The sequence below is a fragment of the uncultured Campylobacter sp. genome (genome assembly GCF_905372745.1).
Taxonomy (GTDB): domain Bacteria; phylum Campylobacterota; class Campylobacteria; order Campylobacterales; family Campylobacteraceae; genus Campylobacter_A.
The window spans coordinates 15,894-36,420 of record NZ_CAJPQR010000019.1; the positions used below are offsets into that span (position 1 = coordinate 15,894).

The 20,527-nt window shown below is 47.1% G+C and carries 19 protein-coding genes; all 19 read right to left on the reverse strand.

Annotated elements, in window-relative coordinates; translation table 11 throughout:
* Positions 1 to 108 precede the first annotated feature (108 nt).
* Complete coding sequence (locus QZ157_RS06715; RefSeq protein ID WP_295143446.1) at positions 109 to 807, reverse strand: vWA domain-containing protein; 699 nt, start codon at positions 805 to 807, stop codon at positions 109 to 111.
* Between the two features lie 219 nt (positions 808 to 1,026).
* The gene (locus tag QZ157_RS06720; RefSeq protein ID WP_295143449.1) at positions 1,027 to 2,544 is read right to left on the reverse strand and encodes a 2-isopropylmalate synthase; all 1,518 of its coding nucleotides are present in this window, start codon (positions 2,542 to 2,544) and stop codon (positions 1,027 to 1,029) included.
* A gap of 123 nt (positions 2,545 to 2,667) precedes the next feature.
* Positions 2,668 to 3,447: a CDP-diacylglycerol--serine O-phosphatidyltransferase gene (pssA, locus tag QZ157_RS06725; protein WP_295143452.1), complete on the reverse strand. Its 780-nt coding sequence runs from the start codon at positions 3,445 to 3,447 to the stop codon at positions 2,668 to 2,670.
* Complete coding sequence (locus tag QZ157_RS06730; protein ID WP_295143455.1) at positions 3,428 to 4,072, reverse strand: phosphatidylserine decarboxylase; 645 nt, start codon at positions 4,070 to 4,072, stop codon at positions 3,428 to 3,430. Before QZ157_RS06730 ends, pssA begins: the two co-directional genes overlap by 20 nt.
* Before the next feature lie 4 nt (positions 4,073 to 4,076).
* Positions 4,077 to 6,002 (reverse strand): ATP-dependent zinc metalloprotease FtsH, encoded by a 1,926-nt coding sequence (ftsH, locus tag QZ157_RS06735; RefSeq protein ID WP_295143458.1) that lies wholly within the window; start codon positions 6,000 to 6,002, stop codon positions 4,077 to 4,079.
* Positions 6,003 to 6,020: 18 nt separating this feature from the next.
* Positions 6,021 to 6,851 carry a 50S ribosomal protein L11 methyltransferase gene (locus QZ157_RS06740; protein WP_295143460.1) on the reverse strand — a complete coding sequence of 277 codons (831 nt, stop codon included), beginning with the start codon at positions 6,849 to 6,851 and terminating at the stop codon, positions 6,021 to 6,023.
* Between the two features lie 12 nt (positions 6,852 to 6,863).
* Entirely contained in the window at positions 6,864 to 7,229 is a 366-nt protein-coding gene (locus QZ157_RS06745) for a chemotaxis response regulator CheY (protein ID WP_002952918.1), read from the reverse strand.
* Between the two features lie 66 nt (positions 7,230 to 7,295).
* Positions 7,296 to 8,006, reverse strand: coding sequence for a 1-(5-phosphoribosyl)-5-[(5-phosphoribosylamino)methylideneamino]imidazole-4-carboxamide isomerase (hisA, locus tag QZ157_RS06750; RefSeq protein WP_295143492.1), 711 nt, complete (start codon positions 8,004 to 8,006; stop codon positions 7,296 to 7,298).
* Positions 8,006 to 8,617: an imidazole glycerol phosphate synthase subunit HisH gene (gene hisH, locus QZ157_RS06755; protein ID WP_295143464.1), complete on the reverse strand. Its 612-nt coding sequence runs from the start codon at positions 8,615 to 8,617 to the stop codon at positions 8,006 to 8,008. Before hisH ends, hisA begins: the two co-directional genes overlap by 1 nt.
* Positions 8,614 to 9,510: a PDC sensor domain-containing protein gene (locus QZ157_RS06760; RefSeq protein ID WP_295143467.1), complete on the reverse strand. Its 897-nt coding sequence runs from the start codon at positions 9,508 to 9,510 to the stop codon at positions 8,614 to 8,616. The genes hisH and QZ157_RS06760 overlap by 4 nt, the downstream gene beginning before the upstream one ends.
* 2 nt (positions 9,511 to 9,512) lie before the next feature.
* Positions 9,513 to 11,291, reverse strand: coding sequence for a UDP-N-acetylglucosamine 4,6-dehydratase (configuration-retaining) (pglF, locus tag QZ157_RS06765; protein WP_295143470.1), 1,779 nt, complete (start codon positions 11,289 to 11,291; stop codon positions 9,513 to 9,515).
* Positions 11,292 to 12,380, reverse strand: coding sequence for a UDP-N-acetylbacillosamine transaminase (pglE, locus tag QZ157_RS06770; protein ID WP_295143473.1), 1,089 nt, complete (start codon positions 12,378 to 12,380; stop codon positions 11,292 to 11,294).
* Positions 12,381 to 12,615: 235 nt separating this feature from the next.
* Complete coding sequence (gene pglD, locus QZ157_RS06775) at positions 12,616 to 13,221, reverse strand: UDP-N-acetylbacillosamine N-acetyltransferase (RefSeq protein WP_295143476.1); 606 nt, start codon at positions 13,219 to 13,221, stop codon at positions 12,616 to 12,618.
* Positions 13,208 to 13,813 carry an undecaprenyl phosphate N,N'-diacetylbacillosamine 1-phosphate transferase gene (pglC, locus tag QZ157_RS06780; protein ID WP_122861973.1) on the reverse strand — a complete coding sequence of 202 codons (606 nt, stop codon included), beginning with the start codon at positions 13,811 to 13,813 and terminating at the stop codon, positions 13,208 to 13,210. The genes pglD and pglC overlap by 14 nt, the downstream gene beginning before the upstream one ends.
* Positions 13,806 to 14,933, reverse strand: a complete 1,128-nt coding sequence (gene pglA, locus QZ157_RS06785) for a N,N'-diacetylbacillosaminyl-diphospho-undecaprenol alpha-1,3-N-acetylgalactosaminyltransferase (protein WP_295143480.1) — start codon at positions 14,931 to 14,933, stop codon at positions 13,806 to 13,808. Before pglA ends, pglC begins: the two co-directional genes overlap by 8 nt.
* Positions 14,934 to 14,963: 30 nt before the next feature.
* Positions 14,964 to 17,321, reverse strand: a complete 2,358-nt coding sequence (locus QZ157_RS06790) for an STT3 domain-containing protein (RefSeq protein WP_295143483.1) — start codon at positions 17,319 to 17,321, stop codon at positions 14,964 to 14,966.
* On the reverse strand, positions 17,311 to 18,438 hold the full coding sequence (locus QZ157_RS06795) for a glycosyltransferase (RefSeq protein WP_295143485.1): 1,128 nt from the start codon (positions 18,436 to 18,438) through the stop codon (positions 17,311 to 17,313). The genes QZ157_RS06790 and QZ157_RS06795 overlap by 11 nt, the downstream gene beginning before the upstream one ends.
* Positions 18,435 to 19,418: a glycosyltransferase family 2 protein gene (locus QZ157_RS06800; RefSeq protein WP_295143487.1), complete on the reverse strand. Its 984-nt coding sequence runs from the start codon at positions 19,416 to 19,418 to the stop codon at positions 18,435 to 18,437. The genes QZ157_RS06795 and QZ157_RS06800 overlap by 4 nt, the downstream gene beginning before the upstream one ends.
* A 1-nt stretch (position 19,419) precedes the next feature.
* A complete protein-coding gene (locus tag QZ157_RS06805) occupies positions 19,420 to 20,484 on the reverse strand; it encodes a glycosyltransferase (RefSeq protein ID WP_295143489.1) in 1,065 nt (354 codons plus the stop codon).
* Positions 20,485 to 20,527 lie beyond the last annotated feature (43 nt).

Genomic DNA, 20,527 nt, shown 5'->3' on the forward strand with positions numbered 1-20,527 from the left:
TGACGAGAAGCAAAAATAACTCACCTCGTCAAATTTACTCGACCTGCTCCGCTTTAAACCGCCGCGAATTTACAAAAGCACGGCACTAAGCCGCGCCCAGGTCAAATTTTACTTATCCTCAAGCACCTTTTCGCGCCACTTCGAGCTTGATTTTTTATCCATCGCCATATCTTTAGACATCTCGGCCGCAGCCTCAAAGTTTTTCTGCACGCCTTCGCTATTATTTTGATATTTAACGGCATTTGAACGCTGTATGCCGATGCTCTCGGCCTCGCTAGCCGCATCGATATTCGCTCCCAAAAATATAAACTCCCAGTCGTATTTTTCCTGCTTATCGCTTATCATTTTTTTGATCTGCGCCTTTGAGTACTCCTTGCTCGAGTTTTCTTGACCGTCGGTGATGATGACGAAAAGCACGGCCCTGTTTTTAGCGTAGATATCCTCGACTTTTGAGATTTTATTTATCGTTTCGCCGACTGCGTCTAGCAGCGCGGTATTGCCGCTAGCGACATAGTCCTTGCTCGTTAGCTTCTCGACCTTTTTGATATCGGCTCTATCGTGCAGGGTCTTAAAATGCGTATCAAAAAGCACCGTAGTTACCTTTGCGTCCACGCCGGCTTCTTTTTGTTTGTCGATCATGGAGTTAAAGCCGCCGATCGTATCACTCTCAAGCCCGCTCATAGAGCCTGATTTATCTAAGATAAGCACCATCTCAAGCTGTTTTGGTTCTGATTTTTGCGGCGCTTCCTCGCTTTTAGCAAACGCAAACGCCCCGATAATCATCAACAAAAACGCGATTTTTTTCATATTTTCTCCTTTGAAAAATTTGGCTTGATTATAGCAAATTTTAAAGGCGTGACGGTAAATGCGAGGGAGCTTAAATTTGAGTTTTGTATTTTTGTTTACCCAAAACCCGGTCAAATTTACTTCAAAATTTACGGCCGAATTTAAAGGCTAAATTTAGAAATTTAAGGCCCGAATCCGAGCCTTAAATTTGCTAAGTGACGCGGTCAAATCGCTTAAATTTTACTTTGTAGCGCTTATTTTAACGTAGCTGTTTAGCGCGCCTACATACGCTTTGGCGCTCGCCGTCATCGTGTCGATATCAAGTCCGTGTCCGATGACGGTTTTGCCGTTAAATTCGACCTTTACTACTACGTTTGCCAGCGCGTCTTTGCCTTGCGAAACGGCGTTTACCTTATAGTCTTTTAGTACGCCGTTTATGCCGCTTAGACGGTCGATGACTTTAAATATTGCGTCTGCCGTACCGTTGCCAAGCGCCGCATCGCTCTTGATCTCGTCTGCGTGACGAAGCGTGATCGCCGCGCTGCTTAGGCCTTTGTTGCAGCTGCTTTGCGTGAGCGTCAAGAACTCGAAAACTTCGGGGATCTTGATGATCTCGCTAGTTACCAGCGCGCGCAAATCGTCGTCAAATATCTCTTTTTTCTTATCCGCTAGCGCCTTAAATTTCTCAAACGCCTCGTTTAGCGCGCTATCTTCGAGCTCAAAACCAAGGCTTACTAGCTTATCTTTAAAGGCGTGGCGACCCGAGTGTTTGCCTAGTATCAGCGAGTTTTTATCCAGTCCGATGCTCTCGGCGCTGATGATTTCGTAGGTTTCTTTATGTTTTAACACGCCGTCTTGGTGGATGCCGCTTTCATGAGCGAAGGCGTTTTTGCCGACGATGGCTTTGTTTGGCTGCGGCTCGATGCCGATGATACCCGCTAGTAGGCGCGAGCTGGGATAAATTTCTTTATAAACTATGTCCGTGTAAAGCGGCGCGAATACGTCGCTGCGCGTCTTTATCGCCATCACAATCTCTTCAAGCGCGGCATTTCCGGCACGCTCGCCGATGCCGTTTAGCGTGCACTCTACCTGCCTGGCGCCCACTTTTATCGCAGCTAGCGAGTTTGCCGTAGCTAGGCCTAGGTCGTTGTGATTATGCACGGAAACGACTGCGCGACCGTTTATAAATTTAACCATTTCTCCTATGCGAGCGGTAATCTCCTCGGGATATAGATACCCCACGGTGTCTGGGATGTTGATCGTTTTTGCTCCGGCGTTTATAGCGGCGTCGCAAATTTCTTTTAAAAAGCTCATCTCGCTCCTGCATGCGTCCTCGCAGCTAAACTCAACGTCCTCGCAGAAGGTTTTAGCGTATTCCACGGCTCGCACGGCGCGTCTGATTACTTCGTCGGGAGACATTTTTAGCTTAAACTCCATATGGATCGGGCTTGTGGCGATAAAGGTGTGGATGCGCCTATTTTTTGCCGGAGCGATAGCCTCTCCCGCAGCCTTTATATCGCCGTCTACGGCGCGGGCGAGCGAACAGATAGAGGCGTTTGAGGCTTGTTTAGCGATCTGATGTATCGCGTCGAAATCGCCCCTGCTAGCCGCCGCAAAGCCGACCTCCATGACGTCTACATTTAGGCGCTCTAGCTGGCGCGCGATACGGATTTTCTCCTCGGTATTCATCGATGCGCCGGGACTTTGCTCGCCGTCGCGAAGCGTAGTGTCAAATATTATAATTTTATTTTCGTTCATTTCTTATCCTTTTTTATAGTTTTAGTTTGTGCGGTTAAATTTGATTATTATGGTGTGAAAGAGTCGCTGCCTAACGCAGCAGCAGAAGTAGGGAGAAAAATGCGTTTAATTTAGCATTACCGTTCATTCGCTCTCCTTTTGAATTTTTTTGTTTTTAAATCTCATAAAAACGTATCTGATTATACCGTAAGAAACATAAACGCTCATTAAAGTCGTAACCGCTTCGATAGGGCAAACGTAAATAGCCGAAAACGCAACCGTAAGTCCGACCAAGATGCGCAAAAAATCAGCCCTTTTAAGATCTACTTTTTTAAAGCTCGGGTAGCGGATATTGCTCACCATCAAGACCGAAAGCAAAATTTGCAAAAACATCAAAAACCACTCGGCGCTTCTTGTAAAGTCGTATTCTAAGCTTAGCCCGACCCAAAATGCCGAAACAATCGCGGCCGTAGGTATCGGAAGGCCGATAAAAACGGACGGCTCGTAAGTGCCCGTCATTACGTTAAACCGTGCAAGTCTAATAGCGCCAAAAACCACGAACAGCGCGGCTACTAGCGACCCCAAACGCCCGAAGCTATGCCCGACCGTAAAGTAAAAAAGCATCGCCGGCGCAACGCCGAAAGCTATGACATCTGCAAGACTATCAAACTCTACGCCAAATTTTGACGTAGTTTTAGTTAGTCTCGCTACGCGTCCGTCAAGTCCGTCCAAAAATAGCGATAAAACTATGTAAATAATAGCTTTGAAAAAATAGCCGTTAGCTTCATCGTCTAGCCCTGCGCTAGCCGCGATATAGCCGCGCACGGAAGCGATAATGCTGATAATACCCAAAAACGCCGAAGCCGCCGTGAATAAATTTGGCAAAATGTACATTAACTGAAGTTTATTCTGATTGTCTTGCATCTTTTTCCTCATAGCTAAAAAAACCTAAAATGCCCGCGCTTGCGACATTTTCGCCTACGCTGACGCTTATTCGAGTATTTGCGGGTAGTATCAAAATCACCTCGCCGCTACTTAAAAAGCCAAATCTCCTGCCCGCTTTTAGTCGGCTAAAATTTTCAAAAGAAATGCCTTTGCTAAGAGGCCCTGCGATGATGCGGATCGCAAATTTATTATTTGAGTTTTTACAGACGAACAAGGCTCGCTCGTTTAAATTTTTAGAAGCTTCCATAGCATTACACAAAAACAGTCCGTGCCTTTGTTTGGCCTCTAAAAGCTCCATATCGCAAGGAGCTCTGAGCGCACCCGGGTCAAACACGCCCTTACGGATAGTTATGGCTACGCACTGCGTGTCAAAATAGTAAATTTTATCTATACTTTTTATCTTACCGTCGATCGGGCTAAGTACGGCGTATGCATCGTCGCTGCCTAGCGCTCGCTCCGGGTTTCTAAACCAAAATACGCAAAGCGCAAAGAGTGCGAAAAATAAAATTTGACATACACCCAAAATCAGCGCAAGTAAAAGCAAAAGCCCTAAAACGAAAACGTATTTGTAGCCCTGTTTTGCGATTAGCCCGACGTTTTGCATATCTTTACGCTTGTTCCTCTTTGTCTTCTAAATTTACGAGCCTACTAGGCAGACCGCGCTCTTTTTCGTAGTTTGCGATGATCTCTCTAACCTTTGCGCCCTCGATGGTTTCCTCTTCGTAAAGCGCCTCAACCATCTTTTCTATCGCGTCGCCGTAGGTTCGCAGCGTCTCAAGCACATGTTTATAGCGCTCATCAAGCGTGGTTTTGATAAATTCATCCACTTTTTCCGCCGTCTTGTCGCTATAGTCCCTATCAGCCTGACCGCCGGCCAGGAAAGTACTGCGACGCTTTTCAAGCACCATAAGTCCTGCGATATCGCTCATGCCGTATATCGAGATCATCGAGCGAAGTATATCGGTCGCTCGCTCTAGGTCGTTGCCCGCGCCGGTTGAAATCTCTTTTATAAAGACCTCTTCCGCCGCGCGTCCAGCCAGAAGTACGTCCACTTCGGCCATCAGCTCGTGACGCTGCATCATAAATTTATTCTCTTCAGGCGTGTGAAGCGTGTATCCAAGCGCCGCAAGCCCGCGCGGTATGATTGATACCTTGGTGACTCTGTTTGCGCCTTTGGTGGTTTCGGCTATGAGCGCGTGTCCGCTCTCGTGATAGGCCACGATGCGTTTTTCTTTCGGATTTATGCGGCGAGATTTTTTCTCAAGACCCGCGATCGCACGCTCGACGGCCTCGAGTAAGTCCGCCTGCTCGACCTTGCCTTTTTCTTTTCTACCCGCTAGTAGCGCGGCTTCGTTTATGATGTTTGCCAGATCCGCACCCGCAAGGCCCGCCGTCATGCGCGCGATATCCTCGATACTAACGCTATGATCAAGCTTGATATCTTTCATGTGCACGCGTAAAATTTCGATCCTACCTTTAAAATCGGGCTTATCGACGAGCACCTGTCTATCAAATCTGCCCGGCCTTAAAAGCGCAGCGTCAAGCACCTCCGGACGGTTCGTCGCGGCAAGCACGATAACGGGCGATGCATCCGAGCTAAAGCCGTCCATCTCGGCCAAAAGCTGGTTTAGCGTCTGCTCGCGCTCGTCGTTTCCGCCGATCATGCCGCTAGCTGCGCGGCTCTTGCCGATGGCGTCGATCTCGTCTATAAAGACGATCGCCGGAGCTTCTTTTTTTGCATTTTCAAAAAGATCCCTCACGCGGCTAGCGCCCACGCCGACGAACATCTCTATAAAGCTCGATCCCGAAACCGAGAAAAACGGCACGTCCGCTTCGCCCGCAACGGCCTTTGCCAGCAATGTTTTACCCGTACCAGGAGGCCCCACCAAAAGCACGCCTTTTGGGATTTTAGCGCCCAAATTTATATACCTATCCGGATGCTTTAGAAAATCCACAATCTCTTTAACTTCTTCTTTTGCTTCCTGCACGCCAGCCACGTCGGCAAATTTAACCTTCGGTTTTTCCGAGTTTACGAGCTTTTTGGAGCTTCCCATTCCAAGGATTCCGCTACCCATGTTTCGCTGCATACGGCTAGCCAAAAACATCCAAATTCCAAAGAAAATAAAAATAGGAAGCACCCACGAGAAAATCATCTCGGTAAACCAATTCGTCTCGCTATAGGCTCCGTAAGGGATCTTTTGCTCCTCTAAAAGAGGAACCAAAGTAGGGTCGCCCACCCTCTTTGCCGTATAGACCGCACCGCCGTTATCCACGGCTTTTATCGAGGTTTCAGAGATGCCGACCTTTGCGACTTGTTTATTTTTTATCATCTCTTTTATATCAGAATACGATAAATTTTTAGCAGTTACCGCGCTTTGTCCGGTTATCGGCATACCGTCTACGTCGCCGTTTAGCCCCTTAAACACTAGCACGACGACTACTGCGAAAATCGCGAAAATCATAATCGGATTTTTATTAAAAAAGCCGTTTCCGCCGTTATTTAAATTTTTATCATCGTTTTTTCTGTTATCCATTATGTTCCTTAAATTATTTTACGCTTTTTGAAATACGAAGCTTTTCCACTCGTTTTTGGTTTGGCTCTCTACCAGCTTAAGCGACGAAAAAGCCTCTAAAATTCGCGTTTCGTATTTATCCAAAACGCCTGCTAAAACGAGATACGAGCCCTCTTTTAGCAAATTTATCAAATCGTTTTTTAGCATTAGTATCACATCGGCGATGATGTTTGCTACGACGACGTCGTATTTTTTATATAAATTCGCCACCGAACCGGTCCAAATTTGATTAAATTTAACCCCGTTTAGCTCGGCGTTTTTCTGCGAGCTTTGCACGGCCTGCTCATCCGTATCGCAGGCATCCGTGACGCAACCTAGTTTTGATAGAGCGATGCTTAGTATCCCGCTTCCGCAGCCTACGTCAAGCGCACTCATGCCGTTTGCGGCATATTTTTGCAGATACTCTATGCAAGCGCTCGTGCTCTCGTGGTGACCCGAGCCAAAGGCAAGCGCGGGATCGATGATGATGTTTTTAAGCCCGTCTTTAGACTCTTTCCAGCTTGGGTGGATGTAAAATTTACCGATCTCTATCGGTCTAACGTTTTTTTTGTATTCGCTTAGCCAGTCTTTATTTTCTTTTTGGCTTTTTGTTATCTTAAATTCGATCTCGCGGCCGAGCACATCTTGTAGAGATTTTGCGTATTCTCGTAGGCCAAATTCCACTTCGTCTAGCTCGTCTTCGTCTCGGATGATAAACCCGCCGTTAGTCTCCTGCGTGCAAGTAACGCCCAAAGAAAAAACGAGATCTTCGAAAAGCTCGCGAAGCTCCTGCGAGCAAAGAACTTCAAGCTCGTAAAATTTATCTTTCAAATTTACGCTCTTTTAGCCCAAGACGTCTTCAAGTTTTTCTTTTAAAACTTGCGGCGTAAACGGCTTTACGATGTAGTTATTGACGCCTGCTTTTAGCGCGGTGATGACCTCGGCTTTACCGCCCTCGGTCGTTACCATGATGATAGGCATATCGACGTATTTTGCCTCGGCGCGGACCTTTTTTACGAGCTCAAGGCCGTTCATTTCAGGCATATTCCAGTCGGTAATAAGCACGTTTATATCGCTGTGCTGACCCAAAATTTGCCATGCTTCGACTCCGTGCTCGGCCTCTAAAATTTCTTGATGCCCGAGCCTTTGTAGGGTGTTTTTTATAATTCTTCTCATAGTAGAGCTGTCGTCGACTACTAGTATTTTCACAATCGCATCCTTTTTTAAAAAATGTCCAATTCTAGCAAATTTTATATTTAAATTTACTTTAAAAATTTATCGGCCCAGTTTAAAGGCCCCTTTTAGATCCAGCGTCCCTTCGTAGTACGCCTTACCCACGATCGCTCCGTAAACATCTCCTGCGCGCATTAACGACTCGATATCCTCTATATCTTTTACGCCGCCGCTTGCGATCGTATTTATACCGCTTGCCTTTGCGATTTGCGAGGTAAACTCAACGTTTACGCCGCTAAGGGTGCCGTCTTTTGAGATGTCGGTGCAGATTATCGCTTCGACTCCGGCTCCGGCAAATTTGCGCGCTAGCTCGGTCGCCCTCATCTGCGACACCTCCGCCCAGCCCTGCACGGCGACGAAGCCGTCTTTTGCGTCTATGCCGACGGCGACGCGGTATTTTTGCGCCATTTCTTTAGTAAAACTTGGATCTTTTAGCGCTACCGAGCCCAAGATAACGCGCGTTATGCCGCTATCAAGGTAGCTTTTTATTCGCGCTTCGTCGCGTATCCCGCCGCCGATTTGGATTTGCAAATTTGCGGCTTTTGCGATCTTTTCTACGGTTTTTAGATTTACCGCTTCGCCCGCAAACGCTCCGTCAAGATCGACGACGTGAAGCCACTTTGCGCCCATATCTTCAAATCTTTTGGCTAGCTCCCACGGCGCGTCCGAGTAAATTTTGGCGCTACTCATCTCGCCCTTAAAAAGCCGAACCGCCTTACCCTCTTTTAAATCTATCGCAGGGAAAATTTCCATCACATCTCTCCGAAATTTCGTAAAATTTTTAGTCCAGTCTCATAGCTCTTTTCGGGGTGCGGCTGAAAACCGAAAATATTATCTTTATGCACCGCGCTTACGAATTTATAGCCGTATTCGCTAAAGCCAAGCGCCGCATCGTCCTCGCAAACTACGTGATAAGAGTGCACGAAATACAAATACTCGCTAGCGGCCAGATCTTTATTTATCGGCGCTTGTTTGGTAAAATTTATGGTGTTCCACCCCGTGTGCGGCACCTTTAACGGCGTGTCAAATTTGGACGGGTCAAATTTAACCACTCGCCCTTTTACGAGCCCAAGTCCATCGTTTACGCCAAACTCCTCGCTTTGCTCAAAAAGTAGCTGCATACCCAGGCAAATACCCAAAAACGGCTTTCCGACGGCTACGGCTTCTTTTATCGCGGGGATAAAATCTCTATCTTTTAGCTTTTGCATCGCTTCGCCAAAAGCCCCGACGCCGGGTAAAATAATCTTGTCAAATTTACCCAGCTCCTCGCCGCGAACCGCTAGTCCTGCCTTTAAATTTAAACTCTCAAACGCGTTTAAAACGCTTCTTAAATTTCCCGCGCCGTAGTCGATAATGCCGATCAATGCGAGCTCCTTTGCTTGGTAGCAAAAAGATAGATGCTAAGCGCGATCATCAATATCGCGACGCCGCCGATGAGATAGATCGCGTTTATGATGTGATCTGGCGCCGTGATGGCAAATTTAAACACGAGCATCAGAGCCTCGATCGCAAGCGCGATTATGATCGATCCGATAAATCTAATCATCGTTTTGTTTTCCATATCTTCATTGCGCTTGCTTTTGCCAAGCACCTCTTCTTCAAATATCGCTTTAACCAGATCAAAGATCGCAAGCGCCAGCGTCAGCACGATCGTGTGCTCAAACATCTTTTCGACTTCGATATTTAAAAGATCGTTAGCCAAAAGCCCTTTAAGCGCATCGGCGAACAAAAACAAGGCTATGATAAAAAGCGCAACCGAAAACGCGGCGTAAACGACCTTAAGAAATTTACCGAAGTAGCTCTCTAGCTTACCGTGAGAGACGATGGCTAGGATATTTTCTAGCGAAACGTCGATACACGCGACGAATTTTAGCTCTCCCTTATCATCATATATCGGGGTGGACGCCGTCACGCACAGCTCGCCCGTGAGCGAGGATGGGTACGGGTCGCTTAGCACGCAGCGCTTTTCACGAACCGCGGTGTAATAATAAGACTTATTGCTACAGTTTTCGCCGCCGCCGGCTTTATATTTTTCGTTTAGGCTTACAGTGTCGCCTATTTGCACGCCGTTTGCGTCAAGTACGTAAAACGCGTCAAAACCCTCTATCTCGTGCGCCATTTTATCAAAGCCGCTTTTTATCGACTCGGCATTTACCCCCGGCAGCCTGTTTGGTAAATTTTTACTAAAAAGATAGCATATATAGGCTCTAGCCTTATATCTTAACTCTGAAAATCTTTGTATATCTTGCAGCGTCAAATTTATTCCTTATTTAGCGCGTGATTAAACTCCGGCACGATCTCTTTGAGCGCCGCCGCGACGTCGTCCGCGTGCGTTAAATTTTCGATTTGCTCGTTTAGTTTAGCCACGTCGTATTCGCCCGAGTGCGTCACGAAAATAGACTGAAACTCGGTTTTTACGTCGTCTTTATTGATTAAAAGCTCCTCGTAAAGCTTCTCGCCCGGACGAAGGCCGACGAATTCGACGCCAAGGTGCTCTTTGTTTGATAAAATCAGCATCTTTTTAGCTAGATCGGCGATCTTTATCGGCTCGCCCATATCAAGCACGAAAAGCTCGCCGCCCTTTGCGATCGAGGCGGCCTGAAGCACGAGCTGGCAGGCCTCGGAAACCAACATAAAGTACCTCGTGATATCAGGATGTGTGACGGTTAGCGGCTTGTTGTTTTCGATTTGTTCTTTAAATTTCGGTATTACGCTGCCGCTAGAGCCTAGAACGTTACCGAAGCGTACCGCGACGATCTCGGTTTTAGCCGGCAAATTCGAGTTTAGCGCGTAAAGTTCGCACACGCGTTTAGTCGCGCCCATGATATTCGTCGGGCGCACGGCCTTATCAGATGAGATCATCACGACCTTGCTAACGCCGTATTCGATAGATAAATCGATCAAAATTTTAGTGCCGATTATGTTATTTACGACCGCGGCTTTAGGGTTTGCTTCGCAAAGCGGCACGTGCTTATAGGCTGCGGCATGGATCGCGATCTGCGGTTTAAACTCCTCAAAAACCGCGCGCAAGTCCGCTTCGTTTACGATATTTATCATCTTGCTCACGGTTTTGTCGCTGTGGGTTATCTCGCCGATTTTATAGAGATTAAACTCGCTGTGATCGATCATGATTAGCTTGCTAACGCCAAATTTCAGGCACTGCTTGCAAATTTCGCTACCGATACTGCCGCCGGCCCCAGTGACTAAAACGACCTTACCGCCTAAAAATTTCTCCACCGCGCTACTATCTAGATCTTTTGGCTTTCTAGCTAGCAGATCCTCGATCGAGATATCCTTGATAGCGTCCTTGCCGGTGCCAAACATAGAAAAAATCTTGATATCGCGGATACCGTAAGCCGTAAGCTCGTCAAAAAGCTCCGCTAGCTCGTCTTGACCCAGAGCTAGCGCGATGATAGCGGTTTTTACGTTGTACTCTTTGATCAAATTTGCGATTTTGCTCTTTGGCTGCACTAAAAATCCGTCGCAGTAAGTGCCGACTAGATCGCTCCTGCCGTCTACCACACCCACGGCATATAGATCGATATAGCCCTGCCTAAGCCCTTTTAAAACGTGAAGCGCCTTTGACGTAGCGCCGATAACTACGCAAGGCTCGCCCGTGTGCGGCTTTTTAGAAAAGTCTAAAAACATACGCTTGGCGATCCTTAAATTTCCAATTAGCAGGCACGAGATAACGGCGTCGATAAAAATCACGCTTCGCGGAAACGGATTAAAAAGACTAGGCGCCGCAAAATAAACGATCCAAAAGCAAACGATCGCGCAAAGATGAACGAGGAAAATTTTCCTCGCTTCGTTTAGTCCAAAAAATCTCCACGGCACCTTGTAAATTTTAAAAAGCCACATGAAAAATAGCTTTAAAACCACCATCGTAGCGCAGCCCGCGACCAGCCCGCCCTTAAAATAATCAGGCAGCACGCCGCTAAATCTAAGCAGATACGCCAGATAAAACGACGCGACGAATATCGCGACGTCAAAGCCCAGAAAAAACGCAAGCCGCTTTAGCTTCGTCGCCTTAAACATTTATAAATTTTCCTTTACGATTTTTACTACTCGCGCAAATTCCTCGTCCCCCATCGCAGTGCCGCTAGGCAGGCAGATACCGCGTGCAAACATATCTTCGCTAGTACCGTCCGTGAACGCTAGCGCCCCCTCAAACACAGGCTGCATATGCATCGGCTTCCAAAGCGGACGGCTTTCTATATTTTCCTTCGCAAGCGCGTCTATCACGCGTAGATGCGCGCCTTTTTCTTTAAACAGAGCGGTCGTTAGCCAGCGGTTGCCGCGGGAATTTGCAATCTCTGGCATAAACTCAAGCTCGGGAAGCTCTTTTTTGTACTTTTCAAAAATTTCGCGTTTTTTCATCACGCGCTGCTCGAGCACCTCCATCTGCGCCGTTCCGATCGCGCCTAGGACGTTGCTCAGGCGGTAGTTGTAGCCGTAGTCTTTGTGCTCGTAGTGCAAAAACGGCTCTCTAGCTTGGGTGCTATAAAATCTCGCCTTCTCGACGAGATCTCTTTCGCCCACTAGCATGCCGCCGCCGCTTGTAGTGATGATTTTGTTACCGTTAAAGCTATATGCGCCCAGCCGTCCGAACGTGCCCAGCGCTTTGCCGTTCAAAAAGCCGCCCAGCGCCTCGGCCGCGTCCTCGACGACGGCGATGTTTTCTTGTTCGCAGATCTCGCAGATCTCTTTCATCTTGGCCGCCTGACCGTAGAGATGCGTGACGACGAGCGCTTTTGGCTTTTTAGGCGAGTTTGCGATCGCCTTTTTTAGCAGCTCAGGGCTTAGGTTCCAGCTTTCGTCGCTATCGACAAAAACAGGCGTAGCGCCTTGATAAAGTATCGGGCTAACGGACGCCATAAAGGTAAACGTAGAGGCTAGCACCACGTCTCCCGCGCCGATACCAAGCACCCTTAGCGCCAAGTGGATCGCCGACGTGCCGGAATTTAGCGCCAAAGCATCGGGTGCGCCCGCATAGCTTGAGACGCTCGCTTCAAATTTGTTCACGTATTCGCCAAGCGGCGCGATATAGTTGCTCTTAAAAACCTCGTTTATATACTCTTGCTCTTTGCCGCTCATGTGTGGCGGGCTTAGGAAAATTCTTTGCATTATTATTCCTTAAAGAAATTTACGCATTGTAGCACTTAAAATCTAAATATTTTTATAAAAACTCGTTTAAATTTGCTTTTAGGCCGTAGAAAATGGGGATTTTGTTAAATTTTGCGTCGAAATATATTTTAAAAATGTAAATTTGACGCTTCGCGGGATACTTTATCTATTTTGCCTGCGCCGTCCTTTGTAGCTACGGGCGCAAATTTGACGAGCGATATTTTAGCGCTCAAATTTAGCTTAAATTTCGCCTAACTTTAGCGGGATTACCGTAGGCGACGCTACCGTCTGCGATATCTCTCACGACGACACTGCCCGCTCCGATTATACAGTTTGCGCCGATTTTTACGCACTGCACTACGCATGAACCTATGCCTACGTGCGTGTTTGCACCAACGATCACGCCTCCTGCTAGCGCCGCGTTTGGACTAATATGGGCGAAATCTCCAATCTCGCAGTCATGCTCGATGATCGCGCCCGTGTTTATTATCGCGCCCTCGCCTATTACAGCGCGCGCGTTTATGACGGCATTTGGCATCACGACCGCACCCTCGCCTATTTGCGCGCTCTTACTTATCACCGCGCTTGGATGGATCAAATTCACTAAGACAAAGCCAGCGTTTTTAACTCTTTCTTGCAGGATACGTCTGATTTTATTATCTCCGATAGCCACGATCACGTCCGCTTTTTCTAAGCTCTGGTCAAATTTGAGCACGTTTTTGCCGTTAAATTTGGCGTCGTCTAAAAACACGATCTCTCCGTATCCGCACGCTCTAGCCACGTCCGCGACGACCGCTCCGTGTCCGCTAAAGCCGTAAACGTAAATTTTAGTTGCGGCCATTAAATTTCTCCGTCGTGGCCATGCCTTCTTTGCTCACGCCGCTTCGTTTTAGCACCTTTTGCACCGTTAAAATAGCGATTTTAACATCCAGCGCAAAGCTAAGCTCGCGGACGTACCTAGCGTCAAATTTAAACTTCTCCGCCCAGCTGATCGCGTTGCGGCCGTTTACCTGCGCTAGCCCCGTGATGCCGGGTCTCACGTCGTGGCGGGTCGCCTGCTCGGCGTCGTAAAGAGGCAGATACTCGACCAGAAGCGGACGAGGCCCGATGAAGCTCATATCACCTTTTAGCACGTTAAAAAGCTGCGGCAGCTCGTCAAGACTGAGGCTTCGGATAGTCTTGCCGATACCGTTTAGGCGCATCTCGTCGGGTAGCAGCTCGCCGTCCGCGCCGCGCTCGTCGCTCATCGTTTTAAATTTGTAAATTTTAAAAATTTTAGCGTGCAAACCCGGGCGCGCCTGCGTAAAAATGACGTCCTTACTAACCTTAAAATAGATCAAAACCGCGACGACCGCCATAATCGGCAGCGTCAAAACTATGAGAAAAATCGCGCCGCAAATATCCAGTAATCTCTTAAAAAATGCCCTATACATCGATAAATTTCCTATAAATTTCTATATATTTCCTAGCGACCGCTCGCTCGTCAAACTCGCGCACCGCAAGCTCCCGCCCGTTTCGCCCCATCTGTGCGGCCAAATTTTCGTCGTTTAGTAAAATTTCTATCTTTGCGGCTAGATCGGCCGAGTTTTTCGCCTCGCACAGCAGGCCGTTAAAGCCGTTCGTTACGGCCTCGTTGCAGCCCGCTACGTCGCTAGCAACGACCGGCCTACCCATACTCATCGCCTCTAAAACCGTGCGCGGAAAGCCCTCTTTGTAGCTTGGAAGCGCAAGCAGATAGCTAGCCTTTAAAAGCCCCGGCACATCGTCTCTAGCGCCCAGATACCGCACGGCGCCGCCCTTTAAAAACTTCGCGTCGGCTGTGCTTTTGTTTCCTTCAAAGCCTTCGCCCGCAAATACAAACGCGCAGTCCTCGCGCCCGCGCAAAAGCTCGGCCGCCTCGTAAAACTCGCGCACGCCCTTGTGCCACATCGCGCGCGCTATCATCAGTACGATCTTTTTGCCGCGCAGATCCTCGCCCAAATTTGCGGCCGGTACGCTGCTTTCGTCAAATTTGAGCGTATTCACGCCCACGCTTTTTATCTTAAAAATTTTCTCCTCGGCAATCAGCCCGCGAGCTAGAAAATACGCGGGATCGGCCTCATTTACGAACACGCAGCCGTCGCTCATTTTTAGCGCTTTTTTATAAAGCGTCTCGATCGCGGCGCGCACCAGACGGGTTTTTAGATCGTTATCGATATAAAAGCTGCCCAGCCCTTCAACCAAATTTATCACGCGCTTTATGCCAGCTTTTTTAGCCGCAAAGGTGCCGAACACGTTTGACTTGTGCGACGAGGTTTGCAGTAGGTCTAAATTTAGCCCGCGCAAAATATCGGCTAGCTTTTTTGAGTTTTCAAGCACGGTTAGGGGATTTAGGCTCGCGCGGTCAAGCTCGTAGGTTACGCAGTTAAACTCGCTTTTTAGCCTATCCGTGTAGTCGCCCTTTGGAGCGATAGCAAAAACCTCGTGCCCGAGCCGCTTTAGCTCGCGCATGATCGGCGCGCGGAAAAAGTAGATGCTCATATCGGCGTGACTCAAAAATCCAAATTTAGCCATTTTTAAAAATATCCTTTAAATTTTGCGCCCTCATCTTAGCAACCTATAAATTTTAACCGCGCCGTTTAAAACGACCGGCTCAAATAGCTCTTTGTCGTAGTTTTCGAGCACGAAAAGCTGTATGTAGGCCGAGTTTAGCACCGCTTCGTCAAGCACCAAAAACCGCCTGTAATCCTTCATAAAAATAAGATAAATTTTACCGTCCGCGTTCATCTCGTGCTTTTTGACGACCAGTTTATCTTTCTCGTCGTAGCTTGTTTCAAAGTACGTATTTACGGGTATTTCGCGCTCGCCGATATAGACTTTAGATGCGTCGCCCGATACGCTAAAACCTCCGCCGATATTTATCGTATCCTCGTCTATGGAGTAAGGTTTGCCCGGATAAAATATCGCCCCGTACTCCTCGCCGCTGTTTAGATCAAGGTTTGAAAAACGCAAAACTGTGCTAAAGATATCGATCATGGAGTCCGGTAAATAGTAGTAAATCTCGCGCGTTTTTTGCGGCGGGCGAAAATCCTTGTCGTTTAGCGAATACAAAAACGAATTTACGCTCGTGGCGTTGTAGTCCTTTATCATCTGGTTCAAATTTAGCCCGAATCTCTCGCTAAAATTTCGCTCTGTGTACTCGACCTCTAGACGCGCCATATTTGCCGACATGCGTTGATTAGCCGCTAGCGCGAAGCTCACGGCAAAGTTATCTCTACCCAGGTGCTTGCCGCCGTCGATGAGAGTCTTGACGTCCGAGTAGTAGCGGATCGGATAGCCGTAGTCCCACCACGCCAGCACGTAGTCCTCGCGCCCTGCTGTCTTGCGTAGTTTATCTAGACTCTCCACCTCGCTTTTGGCAAAGACCGTGCCGACTTTGTAGCCGTAAATATGCTCAAGACACGGCATTAAAGATAGCGCGGCAATACAAAAGACGCAAATTTTTTCTAAAAGCGCGTGTTTTTTGAGCGAGTTTAGCTTGGATGTCGCAAAAAAAACCGCCCAGCAAATAATACCTACGGCGGCGCGAGACGCCAATTCCTTAGCCCTCGCCTCGTCGTCGAAATTTAACGAAAAGAATGATGATTTGTCGCCCAAAAAATCGTAATAATCCGCAATATAAACGAATAAAACCGCCGAAAATATCGCCAAGCAAACGGCGCAAAATTTATCTAAAAGTTTTCTTTTTTTGAAAAAATCCACGCAAAGAACCGCGAAATATCCAAACCCTATCGCCATAATCGGCACGGAGTAAATGGTAAATCTAAGCCCGCCTTTTAGCGCTAAAAACCCAAGCGCCAGCATCGGAAGGGCAAGCAAAAACGAGCGAAATTTAAAACACAGCGCGGCGATACCTACAAGCGACAGAGCAAATGTCGCGATATGCCCGCTAATACGCTTGGCAAAGGCGTTTATCGAGTTAAACTCAAACGAAAAATCATCCATTTCCATTATAGTTTTATTTACGTTGTAAAAATGAAAAACGGGCTCGCTACTCTCCGAAACCCCGCGAAATACGTAAAATTTAAGCTGAAATAAAATTTGATTTAGCCCGCCGCTAAAGCCAAGTAAACCTACGGCAAGAGCTAGGCACGCGGCTACGACGCGCTTATCCCAGATCTGCGGACGAAATCTCATCGCTAGATAAAGCGCGACCGCAAGCGCGCTTTTAGCGTAAAAATCAATATACGTAAGCGCGACTATCATCAAAATAACAGCTTCGTAATTTAGCGCGTTTTTCCTATCGAAAATCAAAGTATAGAGCAAAAATGCGCCCAGCATCGCAAAATTTAGCGAGTATGAGCTGGGATACCACCAGTCGTTTATCAGGATAAAAATCGGGATAAAAATGAGGTCGTTTGCGCTTTTTTTCTGCGCGAGGCGTATCATCGCCCAGACACTAAACGCAGGCAGCACGATCGTAAGCATATCGGTGTCGTAGTAGCCGGCCATCGTGCGGTTGTAGTAGCTGTTTGCGATGCTAGCTAGCAGCGCCGCCGCAAAGCCCATGCCGGGCATCTCGTACTCTTTGGCTATCAAAATCACGGGAATAACGATAAGCGAGCTAAAAAACACGCTCATATAAAGCAAAATGCTCTCAAAGCTAAAAGGTAAAATTTGATACAAAAAATACGTAAGCGTCGGCATCGAACGGCCGTAGTAGCTAAGGTCGTTTGGCTGATGAAAGCCCGCTATCATATCGCGCGCGCCCTCGGCAAAAGCGTAACCGTCGTTAGTGCTGATCATGAGCTGATCGTTCCAGAAAAAGTGCTGATATTCGCCTGCCCAATACACCCAGTACAGCCTGCAAACCACGCTAAAAGCAAACGCCGCAAGCATCAAAAAGCAAGTCTGTTTTGAAAATTTAAATTTGCCGGGGAATTCTAAAATTTTACTCGCCATTTTCACCTTCTAAATATCCTATGAGCTGCGCCGCGACGGCGTTTTTATCAAATTTTACTACGCGGCCGTACGCTTTTTTTTCATAATCTTGCCTCAAATTTTCATCCTCAAGCGCTCGCCTCATAGCAGTCTCCATCGCTTTTTCGTCGTCAACGGGCACGAGGATGCCGTATTCATCGTCGCCCAGAAGCTCCCTAGCGCCGCTTTTATGATCGGTGGAGATGATAAATCTCTCGCAAGCAAGTGCCTCTAAAAGCACGTTTGAAAAGCCTTCAAACCTCGAAGCGCAAAGGAAACACTGCGCGTTTTTGATAAATTTAAACGGATTTTTATCCGTACCTAGCAGCTTTACGCGCTCGCTCACGCCAAGCTCGTCGATCAAATTTTGAAGCTCGCCTTGCAAAGGCCCTTTACCAAGGATCCCAAGCGTCGCGCGCTCGTCTTTTAAATTTGCGATTATTTTTATTAACATCGCTTGATTTTTACCGCTATCAAGCCGTCCGATATTTAGAAAAAAGGGCTTAAATTTGCCCTCTAGCGGCTCATCGGCAAGAGTTTTTATCGCAGCCAAATCGACCGCGTTATATAGCACCTTAGTTTTTGCGGCGTCGCAACCGAAATTGCGCACGAGATCATCGGCGTTTCCCTGCGCGTTAGCTAGGATAAGATCGGCTTTTGGATACAGCGCCTTAACCAAAATTCTATTGGCAAATCCGCTAAGGCCGCTTTTATAGATGACCGACGGACAGCTACGCTCGCTTATCACCATGCGTCCTTTTACTCCGGCGATCCTTGCTAAAAGCGCGATATAACAAGGCCGGTTCATTAAGACAAAATGTAGGTCGATAGCCAAATCGTCGCAAAGTTTTTTATAATTTAAGGCTAAAAACGGAAACAAAAGTCCCAATCGAAAAAGCTTTTTTACGCCGCTTTCATAAGGATCTGAGCGCTCGAGGAAGTGGACTTTTACCGCGCTTGGTATCTCGTAGGCTACGACCTCGCTCATCAAAACGAGATGAACTTCGTATTTTTCGCACAAAGCCGGGAGCAAATTTGAAACCACGCGCTCTGCGCCGCCCGGCCCCATCGAGTAGAGAAAAACGGCTAATTTTTTCATTTGCCGTGCGTTTTTTTGTATATCCAAACGCGAATTTTAGTTAAAAATAAAATCATCGACTTTGGAAACGGGCTTAAGATCAGCATCGCAAGCGCTTCTTTTGTAAATTTAAATTTGAGGCTTTTAAAAAGATATTCGTACATTTTTTTGTATTCGCCGCCAAATTTGGCATAGTACGCCGCCATTTTGTATAGGATCGCGATATGAGAGTCGTTTACGCGGAATTTAGGCTCGGCCGAATTTGAGCCGTTTGCGCTAACTTGAGCGTTTTTCTCGGCGATTTTTTGCAAAATGAGCTCCGCAGTCATCGCGTAGCCTTTCATTATGCAAAGCGGACGCTTAAACGAGTTTATCGTGACGCTGTCGCTGCGGTGAAAGCGGTAAATACGTACTGCGTCGTGCAGATAGTAAGCAGGAAGGTCAAAAAGATAGATCCAAAGCGTATTTTCACTACCGTAAAGCCCCTTTTCAAAGCGCCTCTGACCGATCGCGTCGCGGCGAAACATTATCAAAAACTCGCCCGTTATCTTGCCGTCGTAGTAGTCCTGCGGCGAAATTTCCCCGCTTTTACTCAGTCCAAATCCCGAAAATTTCGTCGTCGGCTCGCCGTCGATCTCAAAATAACAGTTCGCCCAGACGCTAGCATACCCCTGCTCTAGCACGGCCGCCATCTTGCTTATAGCGCCTTCTATCAGAAGATCATCGTCGTCTAAAATCACGAAAGCATCACCGCTAGCGTGATCAAAGCCGTTGTTTTTATTGCCGTTTGGGCCGCGGTCGTAAGTTTGGTTTAAGACGTATTTTACGTTGTCAAATTTAGCGACGTAACTTTGCGCAAGCTCGCGCGTACCGTCGTTCGAGTTATCGTCGCTGATTATGATCTCTTTATTTTCGTAGTCTTGAGCTAGCGCACTTTTTAGGGCGGCTTCAAAAAGCTCTTTGCGGTTGTACGTCGGGATTATTATGCTTACTTTTAGCATTTTAGTTCTTTATATTTTGCGTGATAAAATCCATCCACTTTTGATAAATTTGATCGGTTTTAAAGGCGTTTTTGCGCTCGTTGGCGTTTTTTACCAGCTCTTGCCTAAGCTCCTCGTCGCGCATTAAAAGTTCGATTTTGCTTCCGAGCGCTTTTACGTCGTCTATCGGCACCAAAAATCCGTCCTTGCCGTCCTCGATGAGCTCTTTTGCGCCGCTTGTAGCAGTCGCCACCCTAGCGCAGTTAAAAAATACGCTCTCGATTAAAACGTTTGGCAAGCCTTCGGTTTTAGAGCTTGAGACTAAAATTTTAGATCTTTCATAAAGCGAAGCTACGTCGCTCGTTTGCCCGATAAATTCGGCATCCAAATGAAGCTGCTCGTGGGCGATGAGCTCTAGTCTTTGCCTCTCTTCGCCGGCACCGGCTATCACGATTTTCCAGTTTTTTAATAGCTCTTTATCGATTAGGCTCATGGCTTTTAAAAATACGTCGCAGCCTTTAAGCGAGATTAGACGACCGACGAAAAGGATGATATTTTCCTTCGGCAAGCCCTGTTTTTTAGCTTCAAACATAGGATTATACATCACGGTTTTATTTTTTACGAAGCTGTAGTATTCGTAGTCCTCTTTTGTAAGCACCGTGAGTCCGCTAGCTAGAGGATAGAGCATACGGCGTAAAAACAGCCAGCCGCGACCTTTGAAAAAATCGGCGCTTGAATGCTCGCTGATAAAAAGCGGTTTGTTTATAAATAAATTCGACAAAATCACATTGATATTGGTGCTGTCCATCGAGGAGATAACGACATCAAATCCGCCGTTTTTGATCAAATTTCGCTGATAAAAAAACTTTTTTACGCGCCTGATTAAATTTGCAAAAAAACCCTTTTTCACCATCGGGAAAGGCAGATCTATCAACTTTATCCTCTCGTCTAGCTCGTAAAACGGCGGTTTGGTGTCAAATTTTAAAAGCGTTACGTCGTGAAATTTCGCAAAATAGCTCGCTAGCAAGCTCATCACGCGCTCGGCGCCGCCTGCTTGCAGGGTCGAAATTATAAATAAAACCTTCATTCTCTCTCCAAATTTTAATCGATGCGCGAAAATTTAATAAATC

Bases quoted from the DNA above. Each gene is read 5' to 3' on its own strand.
- pglE (WP_295143473.1), bottom strand. From the start codon at position 12,380: ATGCAAAGAATTTTCCTAAGCCCGCCACACATGAGCGGCAAAGAGCAA.
- QZ157_RS06720 (WP_295143449.1), bottom strand. From the start codon at position 2,544: ATGAACGAAAATAAAATTATAATATTTGACACTACGCTTCGCGACGGC.
- QZ157_RS06715 (WP_295143446.1), bottom strand. From the start codon at position 807: ATGAAAAAAATCGCGTTTTTGTTGATGATTATCGGGGCGTTTGCGTTT.
- QZ157_RS06730 (WP_295143455.1), bottom strand. From the start codon at position 4,072: ATGCAAAACGTCGGGCTAATCGCAAAACAGGGCTACAAATACGTTTTC.
- pglA (WP_295143480.1), bottom strand. From the start codon at position 14,933: ATGGCTAAATTTGGATTTTTGAGTCACGCCGATATGAGCATCTACTTT.
- hisA (WP_295143492.1), bottom strand. From the start codon at position 8,006: ATGGAAATTTTCCCTGCGATAGATTTAAAAGAGGGTAAGGCGGTTCGG.
- pglC (WP_122861973.1), bottom strand. From the start codon at position 13,813: ATGTATAGGGCATTTTTTAAGAGATTACTGGATATTTGCGGCGCGATT.
- pglF (WP_295143470.1), bottom strand. From the start codon at position 11,291: ATGTTTAAGGCGACGAAGCTAAAGCGGCTTGCGTTTTTTCTGGGCTTT.
- QZ157_RS06795 (WP_295143485.1), bottom strand. From the start codon at position 18,438: ATGAAAAAATTAGCCGTTTTTCTCTACTCGATGGGGCCGGGCGGCGCA.
- QZ157_RS06800 (WP_295143487.1), bottom strand. From the start codon at position 19,418: ATGCTAAAAGTAAGCATAATAATCCCGACGTACAACCGCAAAGAGCTT.
- QZ157_RS06790 (WP_295143483.1), bottom strand. From the start codon at position 17,321: ATGGCGAGTAAAATTTTAGAATTCCCCGGCAAATTTAAATTTTCAAAA.
- pssA (WP_295143452.1), bottom strand. From the start codon at position 3,447: ATGCAAGACAATCAGAATAAACTTCAGTTAATGTACATTTTGCCAAAT.
- pglD (WP_295143476.1), bottom strand. From the start codon at position 13,221: ATGGCCGCAACTAAAATTTACGTTTACGGCTTTAGCGGACACGGAGCG.
- QZ157_RS06805 (WP_295143489.1), bottom strand. From the start codon at position 20,484: ATGAAGGTTTTATTTATAATTTCGACCCTGCAAGCAGGCGGCGCCGAG.
- ftsH (WP_295143458.1), bottom strand. From the start codon at position 6,002: ATGGATAACAGAAAAAACGATGATAAAAATTTAAATAACGGCGGAAAC.